Origin of the sequence: Streptomyces agglomeratus, from assembly GCF_001746415.1 — a bacterium.
GTDB lineage: Bacteria > Actinomycetota > Actinomycetes > Streptomycetales > Streptomycetaceae > Streptomyces > Streptomyces agglomeratus.
The window spans coordinates 4,889,345-4,908,511 of sequence record NZ_MEHJ01000001.1; the positions used below are offsets into that span (position 1 = coordinate 4,889,345).

General features: G+C 70.7%; 17 protein-coding genes and 1 other RNA gene. 16 read left to right on the forward strand and 2 right to left on the reverse strand.

The features are described 5' to 3' along the window. The first annotated feature begins 234 nt into the window (after nt 1-234). The 5 genes from ftsE to ssrA all read left to right on the forward strand — a co-directional run bounded on the left by ftsE (nt 235) and on the right by ssrA (nt 4,064). On the forward strand, nt 235-924 hold the full coding sequence (ftsE, locus tag AS594_RS21270) for a cell division ATP-binding protein FtsE (RefSeq protein ID WP_069930665.1): 690 nt from the start codon (nt 235-237) through the stop codon (nt 922-924). Nucleotides 925-933: 9 nt separating this feature from the next. Beyond that, the gene (gene ftsX / locus AS594_RS21275; RefSeq protein WP_069928550.1) at nt 934-1,851 is read left to right on the forward strand and encodes a permease-like cell division protein FtsX; all 918 of its coding nucleotides are present in this window, start codon (nt 934-936) and stop codon (nt 1,849-1,851) included. A gap of 68 nt (nt 1,852-1,919) precedes the next feature. Next, on the forward strand, nt 1,920-3,083 hold the full coding sequence (locus tag AS594_RS21280; protein WP_069928551.1) for a S41 family peptidase: 1,164 nt from the start codon (nt 1,920-1,922) through the stop codon (nt 3,081-3,083). Nucleotides 3,084-3,101: 18 nt separating this feature from the next. Then, nucleotides 3,102-3,587, forward strand: a complete 486-nt coding sequence (smpB, locus tag AS594_RS21285) for an SsrA-binding protein SmpB (protein ID WP_069928552.1) — start codon at nt 3,102-3,104, stop codon at nt 3,585-3,587. Nucleotides 3,588-3,693: 106 nt separating this feature from the next. After that, nucleotides 3,694-4,064: a transfer-messenger RNA gene (gene ssrA / locus AS594_RS21290) on the forward strand. Nucleotides 4,065-4,093: 29 nt separating this feature from the next. On the opposite strand, the gene AS594_RS21295 is transcribed toward ssrA, so the two are convergent. Further along, a complete protein-coding gene (locus AS594_RS21295) occupies nt 4,094-5,224 on the reverse strand; it encodes an MFS transporter (protein WP_420877814.1) in 1,131 nt (376 codons plus the stop codon). A 292-nt stretch (nt 5,225-5,516) separates the two neighbouring features. Here AS594_RS21295 and AS594_RS21300 point away from each other — a divergent pair, with 292 nt between their 5' ends. The 10 genes from AS594_RS21300 to AS594_RS44740 all read left to right on the forward strand — a co-directional run bounded on the left by AS594_RS21300 (nt 5,517) and on the right by AS594_RS44740 (nt 16,914). Continuing rightward, nucleotides 5,517-6,551 carry a LysR family transcriptional regulator gene (locus AS594_RS21300; RefSeq protein ID WP_069932360.1) on the forward strand — a complete coding sequence of 345 codons (1,035 nt, stop codon included), beginning with the start codon at nt 5,517-5,519 and terminating at the stop codon, nt 6,549-6,551. A gap of 127 nt (nt 6,552-6,678) precedes the next feature. Beyond that, complete coding sequence (locus tag AS594_RS21305) at nt 6,679-8,010, forward strand: MFS transporter (protein WP_069928555.1); 1,332 nt, start codon at nt 6,679-6,681, stop codon at nt 8,008-8,010. A gap of 114 nt (nt 8,011-8,124) precedes the next feature. Continuing rightward, nucleotides 8,125-9,309 carry a uroporphyrinogen-III synthase gene (locus AS594_RS21310; protein WP_069930666.1) on the forward strand — a complete coding sequence of 395 codons (1,185 nt, stop codon included), beginning with the start codon at nt 8,125-8,127 and terminating at the stop codon, nt 9,307-9,309. Nucleotides 9,310-9,435: 126 nt separating this feature from the next. Further along, complete coding sequence (locus AS594_RS21315; protein WP_069928556.1) at nt 9,436-10,023, forward strand: CGNR zinc finger domain-containing protein; 588 nt, start codon at nt 9,436-9,438, stop codon at nt 10,021-10,023. A 48-nt stretch (nt 10,024-10,071) separates the two neighbouring features. Continuing rightward, nucleotides 10,072-10,701 carry a sigma-70 family RNA polymerase sigma factor gene (locus tag AS594_RS21320; protein WP_176733104.1) on the forward strand — a complete coding sequence of 210 codons (630 nt, stop codon included), beginning with the start codon at nt 10,072-10,074 and terminating at the stop codon, nt 10,699-10,701. After that, nucleotides 10,698-11,456: a zf-HC2 domain-containing protein gene (locus AS594_RS21325; protein WP_069928557.1), complete on the forward strand. Its 759-nt coding sequence runs from the start codon at nt 10,698-10,700 to the stop codon at nt 11,454-11,456. Before AS594_RS21320 ends, AS594_RS21325 begins: the two co-directional genes overlap by 4 nt. Before the next feature lie 119 nt (nt 11,457-11,575). Beyond that, the gene (locus AS594_RS21330; RefSeq protein ID WP_069935230.1) at nt 11,576-13,993 is read left to right on the forward strand and encodes a HelD family protein; all 2,418 of its coding nucleotides are present in this window, start codon (nt 11,576-11,578) and stop codon (nt 13,991-13,993) included. Nucleotides 13,994-14,400: 407 nt separating this feature from the next. After that, a complete protein-coding gene (locus AS594_RS21335) occupies nt 14,401-15,834 on the forward strand; it encodes an NAD-dependent malic enzyme (protein ID WP_069928559.1) in 1,434 nt (477 codons plus the stop codon). Nucleotides 15,835-16,169: 335 nt separating this feature from the next. Then, nucleotides 16,170-16,451, forward strand: coding sequence for an HU family DNA-binding protein (locus tag AS594_RS21340; RefSeq protein WP_028815325.1), 282 nt, complete (start codon nt 16,170-16,172; stop codon nt 16,449-16,451). 301 nt (nt 16,452-16,752) lie between these two features. Continuing rightward, nucleotides 16,753-16,914 (forward strand): hypothetical protein, encoded by a 162-nt coding sequence (locus AS594_RS44740; RefSeq protein WP_167368036.1) that lies wholly within the window; start codon nt 16,753-16,755, stop codon nt 16,912-16,914. Nucleotides 16,915-16,996: 82 nt separating this feature from the next. Here the strand turns inward: AS594_RS44740 and murA are convergent, their stop codons facing one another. Beyond that, the gene (murA, locus tag AS594_RS21345; RefSeq protein WP_028815326.1) at nt 16,997-18,337 is read right to left on the reverse strand and encodes a UDP-N-acetylglucosamine 1-carboxyvinyltransferase; all 1,341 of its coding nucleotides are present in this window, start codon (nt 18,335-18,337) and stop codon (nt 16,997-16,999) included. A gap of 253 nt (nt 18,338-18,590) precedes the next feature. Between murA and AS594_RS21350 the strand changes: the two genes are divergently transcribed. Beyond that, on the forward strand, nt 18,591-19,151 hold the full coding sequence (locus AS594_RS21350) for a YqgE/AlgH family protein (protein WP_069928560.1): 561 nt from the start codon (nt 18,591-18,593) through the stop codon (nt 19,149-19,151). Nucleotides 19,152-19,167: the final 16 nt, after the last annotated feature.

Here is a 19,167-nt window from a genome sequence, read left to right on the forward strand (position 1 = left end):
GGAGCCGCCTGCACGCGCTCTCTCGCCCAACGCTCAAGGGAACGTGACCGTTCCCCCTACCACTGTGCCAGCTCCCACAGGTTCCGGCGCGCCCCGCCGGGTTACGGCCGCTCCGATCCGGTCGTAATGCAGCACCGATCCGTGATAAATCGCCCATCGCAGGACGCCGACTGCGCGGCCCCGTCCGCGTCGCGTATGGTCACGCTCACCTACTCCCGGCGACCGTGGTGCACCGTGATCCGATTCGACAACGTCTCCAAGACCTACCCGAAGCAGAGCCGCCCCGCCCTCAGGGATGTTTCCCTGGAGGTAGAGAAGGGCGAATTCGTCTTCCTCGTGGGCTCTTCCGGCTCCGGTAAGTCAACCTTCCTGCGGCTGCTGCTGCGTGAGGAGCGCGCCAGCCACGGCCAGGTGCACGTCCTGGGCAAGGACCTCGCGCGCCTGTCCAACTGGAAGGTGCCGCAGATGCGGCGCCAGCTCGGCACCGTCTTCCAGGACTTCCGCCTTCTCCCCAACAAGACCGTCGGGGAGAACGTCGCGTTCGCGCAGGAAGTCATCGGCAAGTCGCGTGGAGAGATCCGCAAGTCCGTGCCCCAGGTCCTCGATCTCGTCGGCCTCGGCGGCAAGGAGGACCGGATGCCCGGTGAGCTCTCCGGTGGTGAGCAGCAGCGCGTGGCGATCGCGAGGGCGTTCGTCAACCGCCCGATGCTGCTGATCGCGGACGAGCCGACCGGAAACCTCGACCCGCAGACCTCCGTCGGCATCATGAAGCTGCTGGACCGCATCAACCGCACCGGCACCACTGTGGTGATGGCGACCCACGACCAGCAGATCGTCGACCAGATGCGCAAGCGCGTCATCGAACTCGAGGGTGGCCGCCTCGTGCGCGACCAGTCTCGCGGCGTCTACGGCTACCAGCACTGAAAGGACGCCATGCGCGCCCAGTTCGTCCTGTCGGAGATCGGCGTCGGTCTCCGCCGGAACCTCACCATGACCTTCGCGGTGGTCATCTCCGTCGCTCTCTCCCTCGCGCTCTTCGGCGGGGCGCTGCTCATGCGCGAGCAGGTGAGCACGATGAAGGGCTACTGGTACGACAAGGTCAACGTCTCCATCTTCTTCTGCAACAAGAACGACGCGGAGACCATCCCCAAGTGCGCCAAGGGGGCGGTCACCGCCGAGCAGAAGAAGCAGGTCTACGCCGACCTCGACAAGATGGACATCGTCAAGAAGATCGATTACGAGTCGGCAGACCAGGCGTTCAAGCACTACAAGGAGCAGTTCGGGGACTCCTCGATGGCCGACACCATCACCCCGGACCAGATGCAGGAGTCGTACCGGGTCAAGCTCAAGGACCCGGAGAAGTACAAGGTGGTGGCGACCGCGTTCGCCGGCCGGGACGGCGTGCAGTCGGTCCAGGACCAACGCGGCATCCTCGACAACCTCTTCGAGCTGATGAACGGCATGAACGTGGCCGCGCTCTGCGTGATGGCCCTGATGCTCGTCATCGCGCTGATGCTGATCGTCAACACCGTGCGCGTCTCCGCCTTCAGCCGTCGGCGTGAGACCGGCATCATGCGGCTCGTCGGCGCGTCCAGCTTCTACATCCAGATGCCGTTCATCATGGAGGCCGCGTTCGCCGGCCTGATCGGCGGCGTGGCGGCCTGCGGAATGCTGCTCGTGGGACGGTACTTCCTCATCGACCACGGCCTGGCGCTGTCCGAGAAGCTGACCCTCGTGAACTTCATCGGCTGGGACGCGGTGCTGGCCAAGCTGCCGCTGGTGATCGCGATCGGCCTGCTGATGCCGGCGCTCGCGGGCTTCGTGGCGCTGCGCAAGTACCTCAAGGTGTGACATGAGCCCCTGGCGCCGTACGGTCAACCGACCGTGCGGCGCCCTTCGTTTGTCCTAGACTCGGCGCCATGTCCGGCCCTGAAGTCACTCTTCGGCCCCGCGGTGTCCGCCGCGGGGCGGCCCTGACACTGGTTTTCGCGACCGTACTCGTCACCGCTGCCGCCACCGACTGCTGGCGCGAGGACGAGAAGTCCCCGGCGCTGTCCGCCCGTTCCGTCGCGGCCACGGCCGACCGGGAAGCGGTGGCAGCCGCCGCGGCCCAGGCGATGGCCGACGGCAAGTCCGGCAAGGAGGCGGCCGAAGAGGTCGTCAGCCGCAGCGGAGACCGCTGGGGCGCGGTCTACGACCCGTCCGAGTACGAGGAGTTCGAGCAGGCGCTCGACGGCGAGTACACGGGCGTCGGACTGTGGGCCGAGCGCGCCGCGGACGGCCGCGTCGAGGTGTCCAGGGTGCAGCGCGGCGGCCCCGCCGAACGGTCCGGGATCAGGCCCGGCGACCGGCTGCGCACGATCGACGGGCGGCCGGTGGAGAACCGCCCCGTCACCGAGGTCGTCCAGCTCCTGCGCGGCGACGGCGGGCAGGAGGCCGGAAGCACGGTCGTGCTCGGTCTGGAGCGCGGTACGCACCGGTGGAGCGAGCGGCTGCGGCGTGCGCGGCTGACCACCGAGGCCGTCACCGTCCGGCGCCTCGCGGACAGAGCCACGATGATCAGGGTGGCGTCCTTCACCAGGGGTTCGGGGAAGCGGGTCCGGGAGGCCGTCCGCGCCGTACCGAAGGACCACGGCGTACTGCTCGACCTGCGCGGCAACGGCGGCGGGCTCGTCACCGAGGCCGTCACCGCCGCTTCGGCCTTCCTCGACGGCGGGCTGGTCGCGACGTACGACGTGGAGGGCGAGGAGCGCGCGCTGTACGCGGAGCAGGGCGGGGACACCGACCGGCCCGTCGTGGCGCTCGTCGACGGCGGCACCATGAGCGCGGCGGAGCTGGTCACGGGCGCGCTCCAGGACCGCGGCCGGGCGGTCACGGTCGGTTCGCGCACGTTCGGCAAGGGCTCGGTGCAGATGCCGAGCCGCCTGCCGGACGGCTCCGTGGCCGAGCTCACCGTCGGTCACTACCGCACTCCCGCCGGTCACAGGGTCGACGGCAGGGGCATCAGCCCGGACCTCGCGGTGAGCGAACGGGCCGAAGAACGGGCCCGCACAGTATTGAGTGGCCTCGGGGGAGGGTCATAGTGCGAAAATGGCCGCACTATGGCTAAGGAAAAAGGGCGCAAGATGATCGCGCAGAACAAGAAGGCGCGACACGACTACCTCATCATCGACACCTACGAGGCCGGCATGGTCCTGACCGGCACCGAGGTGAAGTCCCTGCGCCAGGGACGCGCCTCGCTGGTGGACGGCTTCGTACAGCTCGACGGGGGCGAGGCGTGGCTGCACAACGTCCACGTGCCCGAGTACACGCAGGGCACATGGACCAACCACTCCGCGCGCCGCAAGCGCAAGCTGCTGCTGAACCGGGTGGAGATCGACAAGCTCGCGAGCAAGTCGCAGGAGACGGGCCACACGATCGTGCCGCTCGCGATGTACTTCAAGGACGGCCGGGCGAAGATCGAGATCGCGCTGGCCAAGGGCAAGAAGGAGTACGACAAGCGGCAGACGCTGCGCGAGAAGCAGGACCTGCGGGAGACGAACCGGGCGATCTCGGCGGTCAAGCGCAAGGAGCGCGGGCGGATCTGAGGGCGCGCCGCCGGCCGGCAGGAATAGGCTGGCACGGTCGTGCGTTGTTCACGTACGATGGCGCTTGTGCCCCTCGGGGTGCGGCACCACCTTGATAAAAAAACATGGGGATGATCGGTTTCGACAGCGGATGTCGAGGCAGGGGAAGCGAGTCGAGGAAGCGGCAATGATCTCGTTAACCATATGTCGCAACCAATAATCGCCGATTCCAAGCGCGATTCCTTCGCCCTCGCTGCCTAAGTAGCGACTTAGCGAAGTGTCAGCCCGGGGGTGTTCCCGACCCGGATCCTGGCATCATCAAGGGAACTAAACCACTCGGTCCGGTCACGGGATCGGGTGGGAAATCAAACAGTGACTGAGCCCGTCGGAGACTTGTCCGTGTGATCTCCGGGGCCGAGAAAAGCGTAGCGGACTGCACTCGGAGAAGCCCTGGTTCTGCACCGTTGGACGCGGGTTCGATTCCCGCCATCTCCACAATTCCCATGTGAGGCCGAGGCCCCGCTGTCCTAGGACGGCGGGGCCTTTGTCGTACGTTCCGTCCGGCCCTGCGCCGTGGGCCGCCCCGCCGCGCACAGCAGCAGCGCGAGGGCCGCGGCCGCCACGGGCGCCGCGTAGCCGGAGGCCGGGGCCGTGTGTTCCGCCAGCCAGCCGCCCGTCGCCGAACCCGCGGCTATGCCGCCCAGGAGCGCGGTGACGGCCAGCGTCATGCCCTCGTTCAACTGGGCCTGCGGGACGACGCGTTGCAGCAGGGTCATGCCGGTGACCATGGTGGGGGCGGTGGCCGCTCCGGCCAGGAGCAGGGCGCCCGCGACGGCGGCCAGCGAGCCCGTGGAGGCCGCCAGCAGGGGCAGGGACATCAGCAGGGTCATGGCCCCGACGCACGCGAGCAGTCGGCGGTGCGGGTTCGCCGCCGGGCGGGCCGAGCCGTACAGCAGCCCCGCCGCACAGGACCCGGCTGCCTGGAGGGCGAGCACCGGGCCCGCCGCGGCGCCGTGGCCGAGACCGTCGGCGAAGGCCAGGGTGACGACCTCCATGGAGCCGAACACCGCTCCGGTGGCGAGGAAGACCGCGAGCAGTGCGGGCATGCCGGGCAGCCGCAGCGGCGAGCGGGTGTCCGTCGCGCGGGGTGCGACGGGCGGTTCCGTGGCGCGCTGGGCGGCGAAGATCACGACGCCGGTCATCAGCAGGACCGCTCCGGTCAGGGTGCCGGCCTCGGGGAAGAGCGCCGTACAGAGGAAGGCGGCGGCGACCGGGCCGAGCATGAAGCACAGCTCGTCGGCGGCCTGCTCGAAGGAGTTGGCGGTGTGCCGGGCCGCCGGATCGTCCCGGTACAGGTGGGCCCAGCGGGCGCGGGACATGCCGCCCGTGTTGGGGGTGGTGGCGGTGGCGGCGTACGCGGCGAAGAGCGTCCAGTCCGGCGCCCCGTGGCGGACGCACAGGAGCAGGGCGAGCGAGCCGAGTACCGCGACGGCGGTGGCGGGCACCGCGACGCGGGCCTGGCCGTGCCGGTCGACGAGCCGGGCCGTCCAGGGCGCGACGAGCGCGGTGACGGCCAGACCGACCGCGGTGACGGCCCCCGCCAGGGCGTACGAGCCGCGCGAACCGGCGATCATCATGACCGCGCTCACGCTGAACATGCCCATCGGGAGGCGGGCCAGGAGATTGCCCGCCGTGAAGGCGCGGGCGCCGGGGTGGCGAAGAGGCGCCGGTAGGGGGAGAACCGGCGGGAGAGGCGGCCGGGGGCAAGGCGTCGCGGTGCGCCGACGTGGTGGCCGGGGCGAGGCGCGGCGATCAGTACGTCGCCGGACACGGCCAGGAAAGGGGAAGGGGGTTCGTGGAGGGGCATGGATCAAGCTTCCCGTCGGCGGTCGTCGGCGGTCCAACACCTGCTGGGAGCGGATTGACGCAGTCCCGTTGTAGGTTCACGGCGTGCCCCATGACATCGAGCCCCGCCTGCTGCGCGCCTTCGAGGCGGTCGCCGCGGATCTTCACTTCACCCGCGCCGCGGCCAGGCTGTACGTCGCCCAGCAGGCGCTGAGCCGCGACGTCCGGCGCCTTGAGCGGGAGTTGGGCTCGGAGCTGTTCGTACGGTCCACCCGGAGCGTGTCGCTGACGGCGGAGGGCGAGCGGTTCCTGCCGTACGCACGGCGGGTGCTGGCGGCGTACGACGAGCTGGGCGCGGCCTGGGCCGCCGACGAGCGGCCGCTGGTCGTGGACGTCGGCGCGTCGGTCGGCACCGCCTACCAGGTGCTGGAGGCGACGCGGGCGGCCGCGCCCGACATCGAGTTCGTGGCCCGCTTCCACAGCGGTCTCACGGGCGCGTCCGCCGCGATCGTCGCCGGCCGGCTGGACGTGTCCTCGGGGCGGGTGGCGGGGCTCGATCCCGCCGTGCTCGACCAGCTGGAGCACCGGCCGGTGCGGTTCGAGCGGATGGCCGTACTGCTCTGCGAGGGCCATCCGCTGGCCGCGCTGGACGAGGTGCCGCTGGACGCGCTCGCGGGGGAGACCCTCTACGCGGCGGCCGGCAACGCGGCCACCGCCGAGTGGACCGATCTGGCGGAACGGCTCTTCGCCGGGCGGGGCATCGAGGTGGCCGCGCCGTTCCCGGAGATCGAGGGCGTCGAGGAGTTCGTCCGGGTGGTCCGCAAGCGGCGCTGGTCGGTCCTGGCGAGTACCGAATTCGTCGCGGTTCCCGGTATGGAGCTGCGGCCGATCGTGGACCCCGTACCGCTGTCGCCCATCTCGCTCGTCTGGCGAAAGGGTCTCCGTCACAAGGGGCTCGACGCGCTGCGCGAGACCGCCGACGGCCTGGCGGAGCGGCACGGCTGGCTGGACGTGCCCGCGGACGGCTGGCTTCCCGAGGCCGATATGTCGCTGATGCTCGCCGGCACCCGACCCGGCACGCGGCCCGGCAGCCGGACGGCCACCGGCGTGGAGCCGGGCGGCGGGGCGTCCAGAAGTTGAAAACGCTCACACCACCCGCCGCGGCGGGGTGAGAGCAAGGTTGCGCGCCGGTCACCTCACGGCACGGGGTTGAAATTTGCTGTCCCTAGCGTCGGCCCCACGACCCGAATACTCGTGGAGGCGCGTGATGGCAGGCCGGTGGATCGAACAGTGGGACCCCGAGGACGAGACCTTCTGGAAGGAATCAGGAGAGCGGATCGCCCGCCGCAACCTCATCTTCTCCGTACTCTCCGAGCACATCGGCTTCTCCATCTGGACCCTCTGGTCCGTCATGGTGCTCTTCATGGGCCCGGAGTACGGCATCGACCCGGCGGGCAAGTTCTTCCTGATCGCCACCGCCACCCTCGTCGGCGCCGTCGTCCGCGTGCCCTACACCTTCGCCGTGGCCCGCTTCGGCGGCCGGAACTGGACCGTGTTCAGCGCGCTGATGCTGCTGCTGCCCACGGGCGCGGCGTACGCCGTCATGGAGCCCGGCACGTCGTACACCACCTTCATGGTGGTGGCCGCGCTCACCGGCGTCGGCGGTGGGAACTTCGCCTCCTCCATGACCAACATCAACTCCTTCTTCCCGCTCCGTAAGAAGGGCTGGGCGCTGGGCCTGAACGCGGGCGGCGGCAACATCGGCGTACCCGTGGTCCAGCTCATGGGCCTGCTGGTCATCGCGGTGGCCGGCGCGACCCACCCCCGCGTCCTGCTGGCCACGTACATCCCGCTCATCGTCGTCGCGGCGGTGTGCGCGGCGCTCTACATGGACAACCTGGCACCCGTACGCAACGACACGGGGGCGGCGAAGGCGGCGGTGCGCGACCGGCACACCTGGATCATGGCCTTCCTCTACATCGGGACGTTCGGCTCCTTCATCGGCTACAGCTTCGCCTTCGGCCTGGTCCTCCAGACCCAGTTCGGCCGTACGCCGCTCCAGGCGGCCTCGCTCACCTTCATCGGCCCGCTCCTCGGCTCGCTGATCCGCCCCCTCGGCGGCTCCCTCGCCGACCGCTTCGGCGGCGCCCGCATCACCCTGTGGAACTTCGCGGCGATGGCGGCGGCCACCTCGGTGGTCGTCTACGCCTCCACCACCAAGTCCCTGCCGGTCTTCCTGACGGGCTTCACCGCGCTGTTCGTCCTGTCGGGCCTCGGCAACGGTTCGACGTACAAGATGATCCCGGCGATCTTCCAGGCCAAGGCGCTGGCCAAGGGCATGGAGGGCGAGGCCGCGGCGGCGTACGGACGACGGCTCTCCGGAGCCTCCATGGGGCTCATCGGCGCGGTCGGCGCGCTGGGCGGACTCGCGATCAACCTCGCCTTCCGCCAGTCCTTCCAGACGGCCGGCACGGGCACGGCGGCCTTCGCGGCCTTCCTCGCCTTCTATGCCGCGTGCTTCACCGTCACCTGGGCGGTATACCTTCGGCGTCCGGTGGCCGTACCGGCGAAGCCGCAGCTCACGTATGCCGAGGTGTGAGCCGCGCAGGTCCGTAACGGCCGGGAAATACGGAAGAACCGAGTCTGTCATGTGATGTTGACAGGCTCGGCCCTCCGCATCACCAGCACAGCGGTACTGAGAGCCGGGTACGCGATGTCCGTGAACAACGCCAAGCAAGACGAAGCACAGCCGGAGCCCCAGCCGGATCCCCAGCACGGCCCGCTGGCGGGCTTCACCGTGGGCGTCACCGCCGCCCGGCGCGCCGACGAGCTGGGCACGCTGCTGACGCGGCGCGGCGCGGCGGTCCTGCACGCGCCCGCGCTGCGGATCGTGCCGCTGGCCGACGACAGCGAGCTGCTCGCCACCACGAAGCAGCTCATCGACCACGCGCCGGACGTCGTGATCGCGACGACGGCGATCGGCTTCCGGGGCTGGGTGGAGGCGGCGGACGGCTGGGGCCTGGGCGAGGCACTGCTCGCCCGGCTCCAGGGCGTCGAACTCCTCGCGCGCGGCCCCAAGGTCAAGGGCGCGATCCGGGCGGCGGGTCTCACCGAGGAGTGGTCACCCACCTCCGAGTCCATGGCGGAGGTCCTCGACCGGCTCCTCGCCGAAGGCGTGGCGGGCCGCCGCGTCGCGATCCAGCTGCACGGCGAACCGCTGCCCGGCTTCGTGGAGGCGCTGCGGGCCGGCGGCGCGGAGGTGGTGGGCGTTCCCGTCTACCGCTGGATGCCGCCCGAGGACATCGCGCCGCTGGACCGCCTCATCGACGCGACGCTCTCCCGCGGCGTGGACGCCCTCGCCTTCACCAGCGCCCCGGCGGCGGCGTCGCTGCTCTCCCGGGCCGAGGACCGGGGTCTGCTGCCGGACCTCCTCGCGGCGCTGAGCCACGACGTACTGTCGGCCTGCGTGGGCCCCGTCACCGCCCTGCCCCTCCAGGCGCACGGCATCGACACGGTCCAGCCGGACCGGTTCCGCCTGGGCCCGCTGGTCCAGCTGATCTGCCGCGAACTGCCGGGCCGCGCCCGCACCCTGCCGGTCGCCGGCCGCAGCATCGAGATCCGGGGCCATGCGGTCGTGGTCGACGGCGAACTGCGCCCGGTGCCGCCGGCGGGCATGTCCTTGCTGCGGACCCTGGTCCGCCGCCCCGGCTGGGTCGTCTCCCGGGCGGACCTCCTGCGCGCGCTGCCGGGTTCCGGCCGCGACGAGCACGCCGTGGAAACGGCGATGGCCCGCCTCCGTACCTCCCTCGGCACGCCCAACCTGATCCAGACGGTGGTCAAGCGCGGATACCGCCTGGCGCTGGACCCGTCGGCGGACACGAAGTACGCGGACACGTAGCCGCCCCCGAACGAGTCCACGGTGCGGAAGGGGACGTGTTCGGGGCGCTCCCCTTCCGGCCGGCCCCGCCGCCGGGCACTCTGGGGGGACGACACCCACCGGTAACCCCGAGGCGGTGACAGGCGCATGGCAGCGGGCACAGGCTCGTGCGAGATGCGGTTCGATTCCGGACGGCCATGTCTGGACCTGGTGGCGACAGGCGCGTACCCCACCGAGCAGCTCAGCCACCCCGCGCGCCTGCGGGAGTGGCTCGTGGGCTCCGGTCTCGTACCCGCCGGGACGCGACTGGACGCGGTCGACGACGAGTGGCTCCACCGGTTCACCGAAGTACGCGCGTACGTCACGGAGTTGGCCCACGCGGAACTCGCCCGCCGCCCCGCCCTCCGGGCCCTGCGCCACATCAACACCCTCGCCACCGCCCCACCTCCCGGCATCCGAGCGGTACGCACCCCCGACGGCACCTGGCGCAGGACCCTGAGCGACGCCCCCGCCTGCGCCCCGCTGCTCGCCGCCGTCGCCCGCGACACGGTGGACCTCCTGACCGACCCGGCCGCCCGCGCCCTGCTGCGCCAGTGCGAGGGCGACAACTGCCGCCGCCTGTACCTCGACACGTCCAGGGGCCGCCGCAGGCGCTGGTGCTCCAGCGAGGTGTGCGGCAACCGGGAACGAGTGGCCCGGCACCGGCGCCGAACGACGGCCGGGTCCGGCGGCTGAAAAGTTTTTCGGATCACGTTGAGTCGATCGACGAACGCCTGCGTAGTGATGGGGGAGGGAGCCAGACAGGGTCTCGACCGGGAGGTTCGGGTGCGCGAGGATGCGGCCGTGGCCGATAGCCGTCAGCACAGGGCGCGACATAGAAGCGAGCGCCCGCGCGCCGAAAAACCGACACCGGACGAGGAGTTGATGCGGGCCCTCTACCGCGAACACGCCGGGCCGCTGCTCGCCTACGTACTGCGCCTCGTCGCCGGCGACCGCCAGCGGGCCGAGGACGTCGTGCAGGAGACGCTCATCCGTGCCTGGAAGAACGCCGGTCAGCTCAACCGGGCGACCGGCTCTGTCCGCCCCTGGCTGGTGACGGTCGCACGACGCATCGTCATCGACAACCATCGCAGCCGGCAGTCCCGGCCGCAGGAGGTCGATCCGTCACCGCTGGAGGTCATGCCCGCGGAGGACGAGATCGACAAGGCGTTGTGGCTGATGACGCTCTCCGACGCGCTCGACGATTTGACTCCCGCCCACCGGGAAGCACTTGTCGAGACGTATTTCAGAGGGCGTACGGTCAATGAGGCGGCCGAAGTGCTCGGCATACCCAGTGGCACCGTCAGGTCCCGGGTCTTCTACGCACTGCGCTCCATGAAGCTCGCGCTGGAGGAACGAGGGGTGACGGCATGACGACGCACGACCGGCACTCCGAGCACGACGCCGTCGGCGCCTACGTGCTCGGCATCCTGGACGACGCGGACGCCACCGCCTTCGAGGCCCACCTGGCGTACTGCGAGCACTGCGCCGCCCAGTTGGACGACTTCGCCGGCATGGAGCCGATGATGGCGGCCCTGGCGGAGGCCCCGGGCCCGCCCCCGCGGCTGACCGAGCCGAGCCCGCAGCTGCTCACCCGTCTCACCGACGAGGTCGCGGCGAGCCGGGCGCAGCGCCGCCGCCGCGGTTTCTACCTGGTCGCCGCCGCCGCCGTACTGGTGGTCGGCGGTCCCACGATCGCGGTCGTGGCGACCTCCGGCGGCAGCGACACCGACCGGCACATCGCGGGCGGGGCCCACCCCACGAGCCCCGCCGAGGACGCCTTCTTCAACCACATGGAGGAGAAGATCGTCGCGACCGACGCGGCCACGAAGGTCAGTGCGGCGGTCGGCATGGAGAAGAAGGCGTGGGGCACCCACGCCGTCCTTGAGCTGAAGAACGTCAAGGGTCCGCTGAAGTGCAGCCTGATCGCCGTCTCGAAGGACGGGAAAGAGGAGACGGTGACGAGCTGGGCCGTGCCGAAATGGGGCTACGGCATTCCGGACAGCACCCACGAAATGGCCAAGAACCCGCTGTACGTCCACGGCGGCGCGGCCATGAACCGCGGCGACATCGATCATTTCGAGGTCCGGACCTTCGACGGAAAACGGCTGGTAGAGGTCGAAGCCTGACAGTGGCAGCCGACAGATCACCACATTCCCGCACGATCCCCCGCTCCGGACAGGTGCGGTCGCGGCCCCCTGTCGCGTACGGTTGACGGCTGCCCGCAGCACGTCAGAAGGGGGCCTCGGTGGCCGCGCAGGATGCCGCTGTCGATTCCGTGAATTCCGTTGCCGACTCCTCCTCGGAGGAGTCGACCCGGACCCGCGAAATCGGTGTGGAACAGGATCATCTGGATCAGGTGTACCGCCGTCTGGAGGAGAAGATCCACGAGGCGGAATTCCTCATGAACGACGCCGCCAAGCGCGGCCAGGTCGGCACGCCCGGCGCGCTCGCCGAGCGCGACGCGCAGGTTTTCCGCGCCGGAATCCACCTCAACCGGCTGAACAACGAATTCGAGGACTTCCTCTTCGGACGCATCGACCTGCTCCGGGGCAAGGACGGGGAGAAGGGCCCGGACGGCGCGTTCACCTCGGTGGAGCCCGCCGACGACGCGGTACGCCCCGACCTCACCGCGGAGATCGCGGAGACGCTGCACATCGGGCGCATCGGCGTCCTCGACTCCGACTACTCCCCGCTGGTCATCGACTGGCGCGCGCCGGCCGCCGCGCCGTTCTACCGCTCCACGCCCAAGGAGCCCGGCCGTGTCGTACGCCGCCGGGTCATCCGGTCGAAGGGCCGCAAGGTCCTCGGTGTGGAGGACGACCTGATGCGCCCGGAGCTCACCGCCACCCTCGACGGCGCCCCGCTGCCCGTCATCGGTGACGGCGCGCTCATGGCGGCCCTCGGCCAGGCCCGCAGCCACACCATGCGCGACATCGTGTCGTCGATCCAGGCCGAGCAGGACATGGTCATCCGCGCCCCCGCCGCCTCCGTCACGGAGGTCTCCGGCGGCCCGGGCACCGGCAAGACCGCCGTGGCCCTGCACCGCGCCGCGTACCTGCTCTACCAGAACCGGCGGAAGTACGCGGGCGGCATCCTCATCGTGTCCCCGACGCCGCTGCTCGTCGCGTACACCGAGGGCGTGCTGCCCTCGCTCGGCGAGGAGGGCCAGGTCGCGATCCGCGCGGTGGGCTCGCTGGTCGACGGCGCGGAGGCATCGACGTACGACGAACCGAACATCTCCCGCATCAAGGGCTCCTCGCGCATGCTCAAGGTGCTGCGCCACGCGGCGCGCGGCGCCCTGGACGCGCCGCCCGCACCGGAGGCCCCCGCCGAGGACGGCCAGCTGTCCTTCGGGGACGAGGAGCCGCAGGAGCGGCAGGACGCCCGGACCCCCACCAGCCTGCGCGTGGTCGCCTTCGGGCAGCGCGTGGAACTGGACGCCGAAGACCTGAGCCGCATCCGCCACAACGTCCTCAGCGGCACCGCCCCCGTCAACCTGCTGCGCCCGCGCGCCCGCAAGCTGCTCCTGGACGCGCTCTGGTCGAAGTCCAGCGGCCGTGGCCGGTACACGGACCAGGAGCTGATCGCGGAGCTCCGCTCCGGCTTCGACGAGGACATCTCGACGGAGACCGAGTTCATCGAGTTCCTCGACGCCTGGTGGCCCGAGCTCACCCCGCGCCGGGTGCTCGCCGCCATGTCCGACGAGAAGCGCCTCGGCCGCTGGGCACGCCGCGTCCTGAACCCGCGCGAGATCCGCCGGCTGGCGCGTTCGCTGGGCCGCCTGGACGCGGACGGCAACGGCCCCCTGTCCGTGCACGACGTGGCGCTCCTCGACGAGCTCAGCACGCTGCTCGGCACTCCCGCCCGGCCGAAGCGCAAGCGCGAGTACGACCCGCTCGACCAGCTCAGCGGCCTGGAGGAGCTGATGCCGCAGCGCGAGGAGACGCAGTGGGAGCGGGCCGAGCGGCTCGCGCAGGAGCGCACCGAGTACGCGCACGTGATCGTCGACGAGGCGCAGGACCTCACGCCCATGCAGTGGCGGATGGTCGGCCGCCGCGGCCGGCACGCGACCTGGACGATCGTGGGCGACGCGGCCCAGTCGTCCTGGACCGACCCGGACGAGGCGGCCGCGGCCCGCGACGAGGCGCTCGGCGCCCGCCCGCGCCGCCGCTTCACCCTCACGGTGAACTACCGCAACCCGGCGGAGATCGCCGCCCTCGCGGCCAAGGTCCTCCAGCGCGCCATGCCCGGCATGGAGTCGCCCGCCGCCGTCCGCTCCACGGGCGTGGAGCCCCGCTTCACGGCCGTGGAGGACACCCAGGACTCCGGGCTGGCCCGGACCACCCGCGAGGAGGCCCAGCGCCTGCTGGACCGGGTGGACGGCACGGTCGGCGTGGTCGTCGCGATGAACCGCCGCGCGCAGGCCCGCAAGTGGCTCGCGCCGCTGGGCGACCGGGTGGTGGCGCTCGGCAGCCTGGAGGCCAAGGGCCTGGAGTACGACGCCACGGTGGTCGTGTCGCCGGCCGAGATCGCGGAGGAGTCCCCGGCGGGCCTGCGGGTGCTGTACGTGGCGCTGACGCGCGCGACGCAGCAGCTCACGGTTGTCTCGGGACAGCGCGACAAGCCGGACGCGGACGGGGTCCCCGCTCTGCTGCGGGACTGACCGGGCACCGGCGCGGGACTGAACGGGCGTCAACCCGTCATGGGGGAATCACTTCCCGGGGGTCTTTGTTAGCCTGGGGGTGGCACCGGCTCGATCCAAGCCCCCGGGCCCAACCTTCGTCGCTTCGAGCGACCACTTGCCGCGAGGCGAGCATGGCGGGCCGGTGCCACCTGATCTTGGTGCACACGTCTTGGTGCATACATCCAAAGAAGAGGTCCGCGGAACCCTCGGGTACCGCGGGCCTCTTCTGTTTCACCTGCGGTTCTCGTATGGTGGAAAACACTTTCCGAAAACTAAATGACCGCATTACCTGCTACCCACAGGTAGGTGCGACCATCGGAAGGCGCCGCCGGGCAACCGTCACGGCCGCGTAGCAATGAAGCTAGGGAAAGCAGAGGAAGTCGGCCATGGCAACGGCGCCCAGCGTCTCGTACTCGATGACGGTCCGGCTGGAGGTCCCCGCGAGCGGGACCGCGGTCAGCCAGCTCACCACGGCCGTCGAGTCCCACGGCGGGTCGGTGACCGGCCTCGACGTGACCGCCTCCGGCCACGAGAAGCTGCGGATCGACGTCACGATCGCGGCGACCTCGACCGCGCACGCCGACGAGATCGTCGAGGGACTGCGCGGCATTGAGGGCGTGGTGCTGGGCAAGGTCTCCGACCGTACGTTCCTGATGCACCTCGGCGGCAAGATCGAGATGGCGTCCAAGCACCCCATCCGCAACCGTGACGACCTTTCGATGATCTACACGCCGGGTGTCGCCCGCGTGTGCATGGCGATCGCCGAGAACCCCGAGGACGCCCGCCGCCTGACCATCAAGCGCAACTCCGTCGCCGTGGTGACGGACGGCTCCGCGGTGCTCGGCCTGGGCAACATCGGCCCGATGGCCGCGCTGCCCGTCATGGAGGGCAAGGCGGCCCTCTTCAAGCGCTTCGCCGGCATCGACGCGTGGCCGATCTGCCTGGACACCCAGGACTCCGACGAGATCGTCGCTATCGTCAAGGCCATCGCCCCCGGCTTCGCGGGCATCAACCTGGAGGACATCTCCGCGCCCCGCTGCTTCGAGATCGAGGCACGGCTGCGCGAGGCGCTCGACATCCCCGTCTTCCACGACGACCAGCACGGCACGGCCATTGTGGTCCTCGCCTCACTGACCAACGCGCTGCGCGTGGTCGGCAAGTCGATCGGTGACGTACGGGTCGTCATGTCCGGCGCCGGCGCGGCCGGTACGGCCATCCTCAAGCTCTTGATCGCCGCGGGCGTGAAGCACGCGGTGGTCGCCGACATCCACGGCGTGGTGCACGCCGCCCGCGAGGACCTCGTGGACGCCGCGCCCGAGTCGCCGCTGCGCTGGATCGCCGACAACACCAACCCCGAGGGCGTCACCGGCACCCTCAAGCAGGCCGTGGTCGACGCCGACGTCTTCATCGGCGTATCGGCCCCCAACGTCCTGAACGGCGACGACGTCGCGGCGATGGCGGACGGCGCGATCGTCTTCGCGCTCGCGAACCCGGACCCCGAGGTCGAGCCCGCAATCGCCCGTCAGACGGCGGCTGTTGTGGCCACCGGCCGCTCCGACTTCCCGAACCAGATCAACAACGTGCTGGTGTTCCCGGGCGTCTTCCGCGGCCTCCTGGACGCCCAGTCCCGGACCGTCAACACGGAGATGATGCTCGCCGCCGCGGCCGCTCTCGCGGACGTCGTCACCGAGGACGAGCTCAACGCGAACTACATCATCCCGTCCGTCTTCAACGACAAGGTGGCGGGCGCCGTGGCCGGCGCCGTCCGCACGGCGGCCAAGTCGGTCGGATCCGCTGTGACGGGTGCCACGTCCGCCTGACGTTTCCCGGTGGCCTCGGCGGATCACCCGGCGCGTCGCGGGTCGCGGGGCCTCACGGCCCCCTCTAGGGTGGCGGGCAATGAGCCCGCAGGACCCCTCAGAGCCCTGCGGTCCGCTTCCGGCAGCGGACGGAGCGTCACCAAGTCGAGGCTGTGGCGCTTTTCGTGTGACTCCGGAGGGTGCCGGATTGGCTTTCCCGCCGCTGGTGGGGGCAGGATGCGTATTTGGGCGCGAGGGTCTGACGACAGACCCGGGTCCGGGGACTGTCCGAGGGCCCTGGCAGCATCGGCTTCGATCTCACGCCTTACAGGCAAGAAGAACACGGGAGTACAAACATGAACCGCAGTGAGCTGGTGGCCGCCCTGGCCGACCGCGCCGACGTGACCCGCAAGGACGCCGACGCCGTGCTGGCCGCGCTCGCCGAGACCGTCGGCGAGATTGTCGCCAAGGGCGACGAGAAGGTCACCATCCCCGGCTTCCTGACCTTCGAGCGCACCCACCGTGCCGCTCGCACCGCTCGTAACCCGCAGACCGGCGACCCGATCCAGATCCCGGCCGGCTACAGCGTGAAGGTCTCCGCGGGCTCCAAGCTCAAGGAAGCCGCCAAGGGCAAGTAACACCCAAGGCAGACCCGAAGGGGGCGGTCAACCGGAATACGCCGGGTGGCCGCCCCCTTCGGCGTACCCGCGCGTCTGTCCCGCCCTGGAGGGCCGCGCAGGTCCGGTCTCCCCCCGGGGGGTCGGACGGACCGCCGTACCGCCGCAGAAGGCCGCTCACGGCTTCGGCCGCCCTCGCGGACCGGACGGCATTCAAGAGGTTTACGTCCCGCGAAACTGGTAAGGCGCGCGATCGCCGACTCAGCTGCCCAGATTCAGCTGCCCTGACTCAGCGACCCAGACTCAGACCCAGGAGTAGACCGTGCGCGTATCCCACCCGGCCCGACCGAGCCGCTCCCTTCTCGTGGTGGGCGCCGCCCTCCTGACGGCGACGCTCGCCGCCAGCCTCGGCACGGCCCCGGCCTCGGCCGGCGACGGCGACCGGGCGGCGAAGAGCCCCTCGGTGTCGGCCGGCAAGGACTGAGCGGCCCCACGAGACCCGCGCGCACCGAAAAGGGGCGGCCACCCGGTGATCCGGACGGCCGCCCCTTCGGCGTATCGATACGTCAGACGAGCGCGCCGCCCGGCAGCTCGACCTTCGCACCGAGTTCCACGAGCTTCTCCATGAAGTTCTCGTAGCCCCGGTTGATCAGGTCGATGCCGTGGACCCGGGACGTGCCCTGGGCCGCCAGGGCCGCGATCAGGTACGAGAAGCCGCCGCGCAGGTCGGGGATGACCAGATCCGCGCCCTGGAGCTTCGTCGGGCCGCTGACGACCGCGGAGTGCAGGAAGTTGCGCTGGCCGAAGCGGCAGTCGGAGCCGCCGAGGCACTCGCGGTACAGCTGGATGTGCGCGCCCATCTGGTTCAGCGCGGAGGTGAAGCCCAGGCGCGACTCGTACACCGTCTCGTGGACGATGGACAGGCCCGACGCCTGCGTCAGGGCGACGACCAGCGGCTGCTGCCAGTCGGTCTGGAAACCGGGGTGTACGTCGGTCTCCAGGGCGATCGCGTTGAGCGGGCCGCCCGGGTGCCAGAAGCGGATGCCCTCGTCGTCGATCTCGAAGGCGCCGCCGACCCGGCGGTAGGTGTTGAGGAAGGTCATCATCGAGCGCTGCTGGGCGCCGCGCACGTAGATGTTGCCCTCGGTCGCGAGCGCGGCCGACGCCCAGGAGGCCGCCTCCAGGCGGTCCGGGAGCGCGCGGTGGTTGTAGCCGCCGAGCGAGTCGACACCGGTGATCCGGATGGTCCGGTCGGTGTCCATGGAGATGATCGCGCCCATCTTCTGCAGTACGCAGATGAGGTCCTCGATCTCGGGCTCCACGGCCGCGTTCGACAGTTCGGTGACGCCCTCGGCCAGTACGGCCGTCAGGAGCACCTGCTCCGTCGAGCCGACCGACGGGTACGGCAGCCGGATCTTGCAGCCGCGCAGCCGCTGCGGGGCCTCCAGGTACTGGCCGTCCGCGCGCTTCTCGATCGTCGCGCCGAACTGCCGCAGCACCTCGAAGTGGAAGTCGATCGGCCGGCCGCCGATGTCGCAGCCGCCCAGGCCCGGGATGAAGGCGTGGCCGAGCCGGTGCAGCAGCGGGCCGCAGAACAGGATCGGGATGCGCGAGGAGCCGGCGTGCGCGTCGATGTCGGCGACATTGGCGGACTCGACGTGGGACGGGTCGAGGATCAGCTCGCCCGGTTCCTCGCCGGGGCGCACCGTCACGCCGTGCAGCTGGAGCAGTCCGCGTACGACGCGTACGTCACGGATGTCGGGAACGTTGCGCAGTCGGCTCGGTCCGCTGCCGAGGAGCGCGGCGACCATCGCCTTCGGCACCAGGTTCTTCGCGCCGCGGACGCGGATCTCGCCCTCGAGCGGGGTGCCGCCGTGGACGAGCAGTACATCTTCAGTGCCGGTCATGGATCTCGCGTTCCGGAGTTGTCGGACAGGTGGCCAGAGAAAAGAGTAAGGGGCGACTACCCCTGTGCCGTAAGGCCAAGCGGGCTTCACGTATGTCATGAATGAGACACAACACGCTGCGCACAGGCGCCTCTGCGGAGTGTGACGTTCCGCCGGTGCGCGCTCCCGTTGCTGCGGTGCGCCCTGAGCTGCGCAGCCTTGCACACCGCCGTCCGCTCCCCCAGGAGGGCGAATGTGCGGGATCATGTCTGGCATGACGGAGGTGTCCTCGCTCACAGGACGGCTGCTGGTGGCCAGTCCGGCCCTCGCGGACCCCAATTTCGACCGCGCGGTGGTGCTCCTCATCGACCACGACGACGAGGGCTCGCTCGGCGTGGTCCTCAACCGCCCGACGCCGGTGGGGGTCCGCGACATCCTGCTGCCCTGGGCCGGCCTCGCCGGCGACCCGGACGTCGTCTTCCAGGGCGGCCCGGTCTCGCTCGACTCGGCCCTGGGCGTCGCAGTCATCCCCGGCGACGAGGGGCCGCTCGGCTGGCGCCGCGTGCACGGCGCGATCGGCCTGGTGGACCTGGAGGCCCCGCCGGAACTCCTCGCGGCGGCGCTCGGCTCGCTGCGGATCTTCGCCGGGTACTCGGGGTGGGGCCCCGGTCAGCTGGAGGAGGAGCTGGAGAGCGGGGCCTGGTACGTCGTGGAGTCGGAGCCAGGTGACGTGTCGTCCCCGGAGCCGGAGAGCCTGTGGCGGGCCGTACTGCGCAGGCAGCGCAGCAAACTCGCGATGATCGCCACCTATCCGGACGATCCGAGCCTGAACTGAACGGGCCGGGGGTGGG

Excerpts from the sequence above, each read along its gene's own strand:
- AS594_RS21350 (WP_069928560.1), top strand. The coding sequence starts at position 18,591 with ATGACGGAGGTGTCCTCGCTCACAGGACGGCTGCTGGTGGCCAGTCCG.
- AS594_RS21305 (WP_069928555.1), top strand. The coding sequence starts at position 6,679 with ATGGCAGGCCGGTGGATCGAACAGTGGGACCCCGAGGACGAGACCTTC.
- smpB (WP_069928552.1), top strand. The coding sequence starts at position 3,102 with ATGGCTAAGGAAAAAGGGCGCAAGATGATCGCGCAGAACAAGAAGGCG.
- AS594_RS21315 (WP_069928556.1), top strand. The coding sequence starts at position 9,436 with ATGGCAGCGGGCACAGGCTCGTGCGAGATGCGGTTCGATTCCGGACGG.
- ftsX (WP_069928550.1), top strand. The coding sequence starts at position 934 with ATGCGCGCCCAGTTCGTCCTGTCGGAGATCGGCGTCGGTCTCCGCCGG.
- AS594_RS21320 (WP_176733104.1), top strand. The coding sequence starts at position 10,072 with ATGGGGGAGGGAGCCAGACAGGGTCTCGACCGGGAGGTTCGGGTGCGC.
- AS594_RS21295 (WP_420877814.1), bottom strand. The coding sequence starts at position 5,224 with ATGTTCAGCGTGAGCGCGGTCATGATGATCGCCGGTTCGCGCGGCTCG.
- AS594_RS21340 (WP_028815325.1), top strand. The coding sequence starts at position 16,170 with ATGAACCGCAGTGAGCTGGTGGCCGCCCTGGCCGACCGCGCCGACGTG.
- AS594_RS21280 (WP_069928551.1), top strand. The coding sequence starts at position 1,920 with ATGTCCGGCCCTGAAGTCACTCTTCGGCCCCGCGGTGTCCGCCGCGGG.
- murA (WP_028815326.1), bottom strand. The coding sequence starts at position 18,337 with ATGACCGGCACTGAAGATGTACTGCTCGTCCACGGCGGCACCCCGCTC.
- AS594_RS21310 (WP_069930666.1), top strand. The coding sequence starts at position 8,125 with ATGTCCGTGAACAACGCCAAGCAAGACGAAGCACAGCCGGAGCCCCAG.
- AS594_RS21335 (WP_069928559.1), top strand. The coding sequence starts at position 14,401 with ATGGCAACGGCGCCCAGCGTCTCGTACTCGATGACGGTCCGGCTGGAG.
- AS594_RS21325 (WP_069928557.1), top strand. The coding sequence starts at position 10,698 with ATGACGACGCACGACCGGCACTCCGAGCACGACGCCGTCGGCGCCTAC.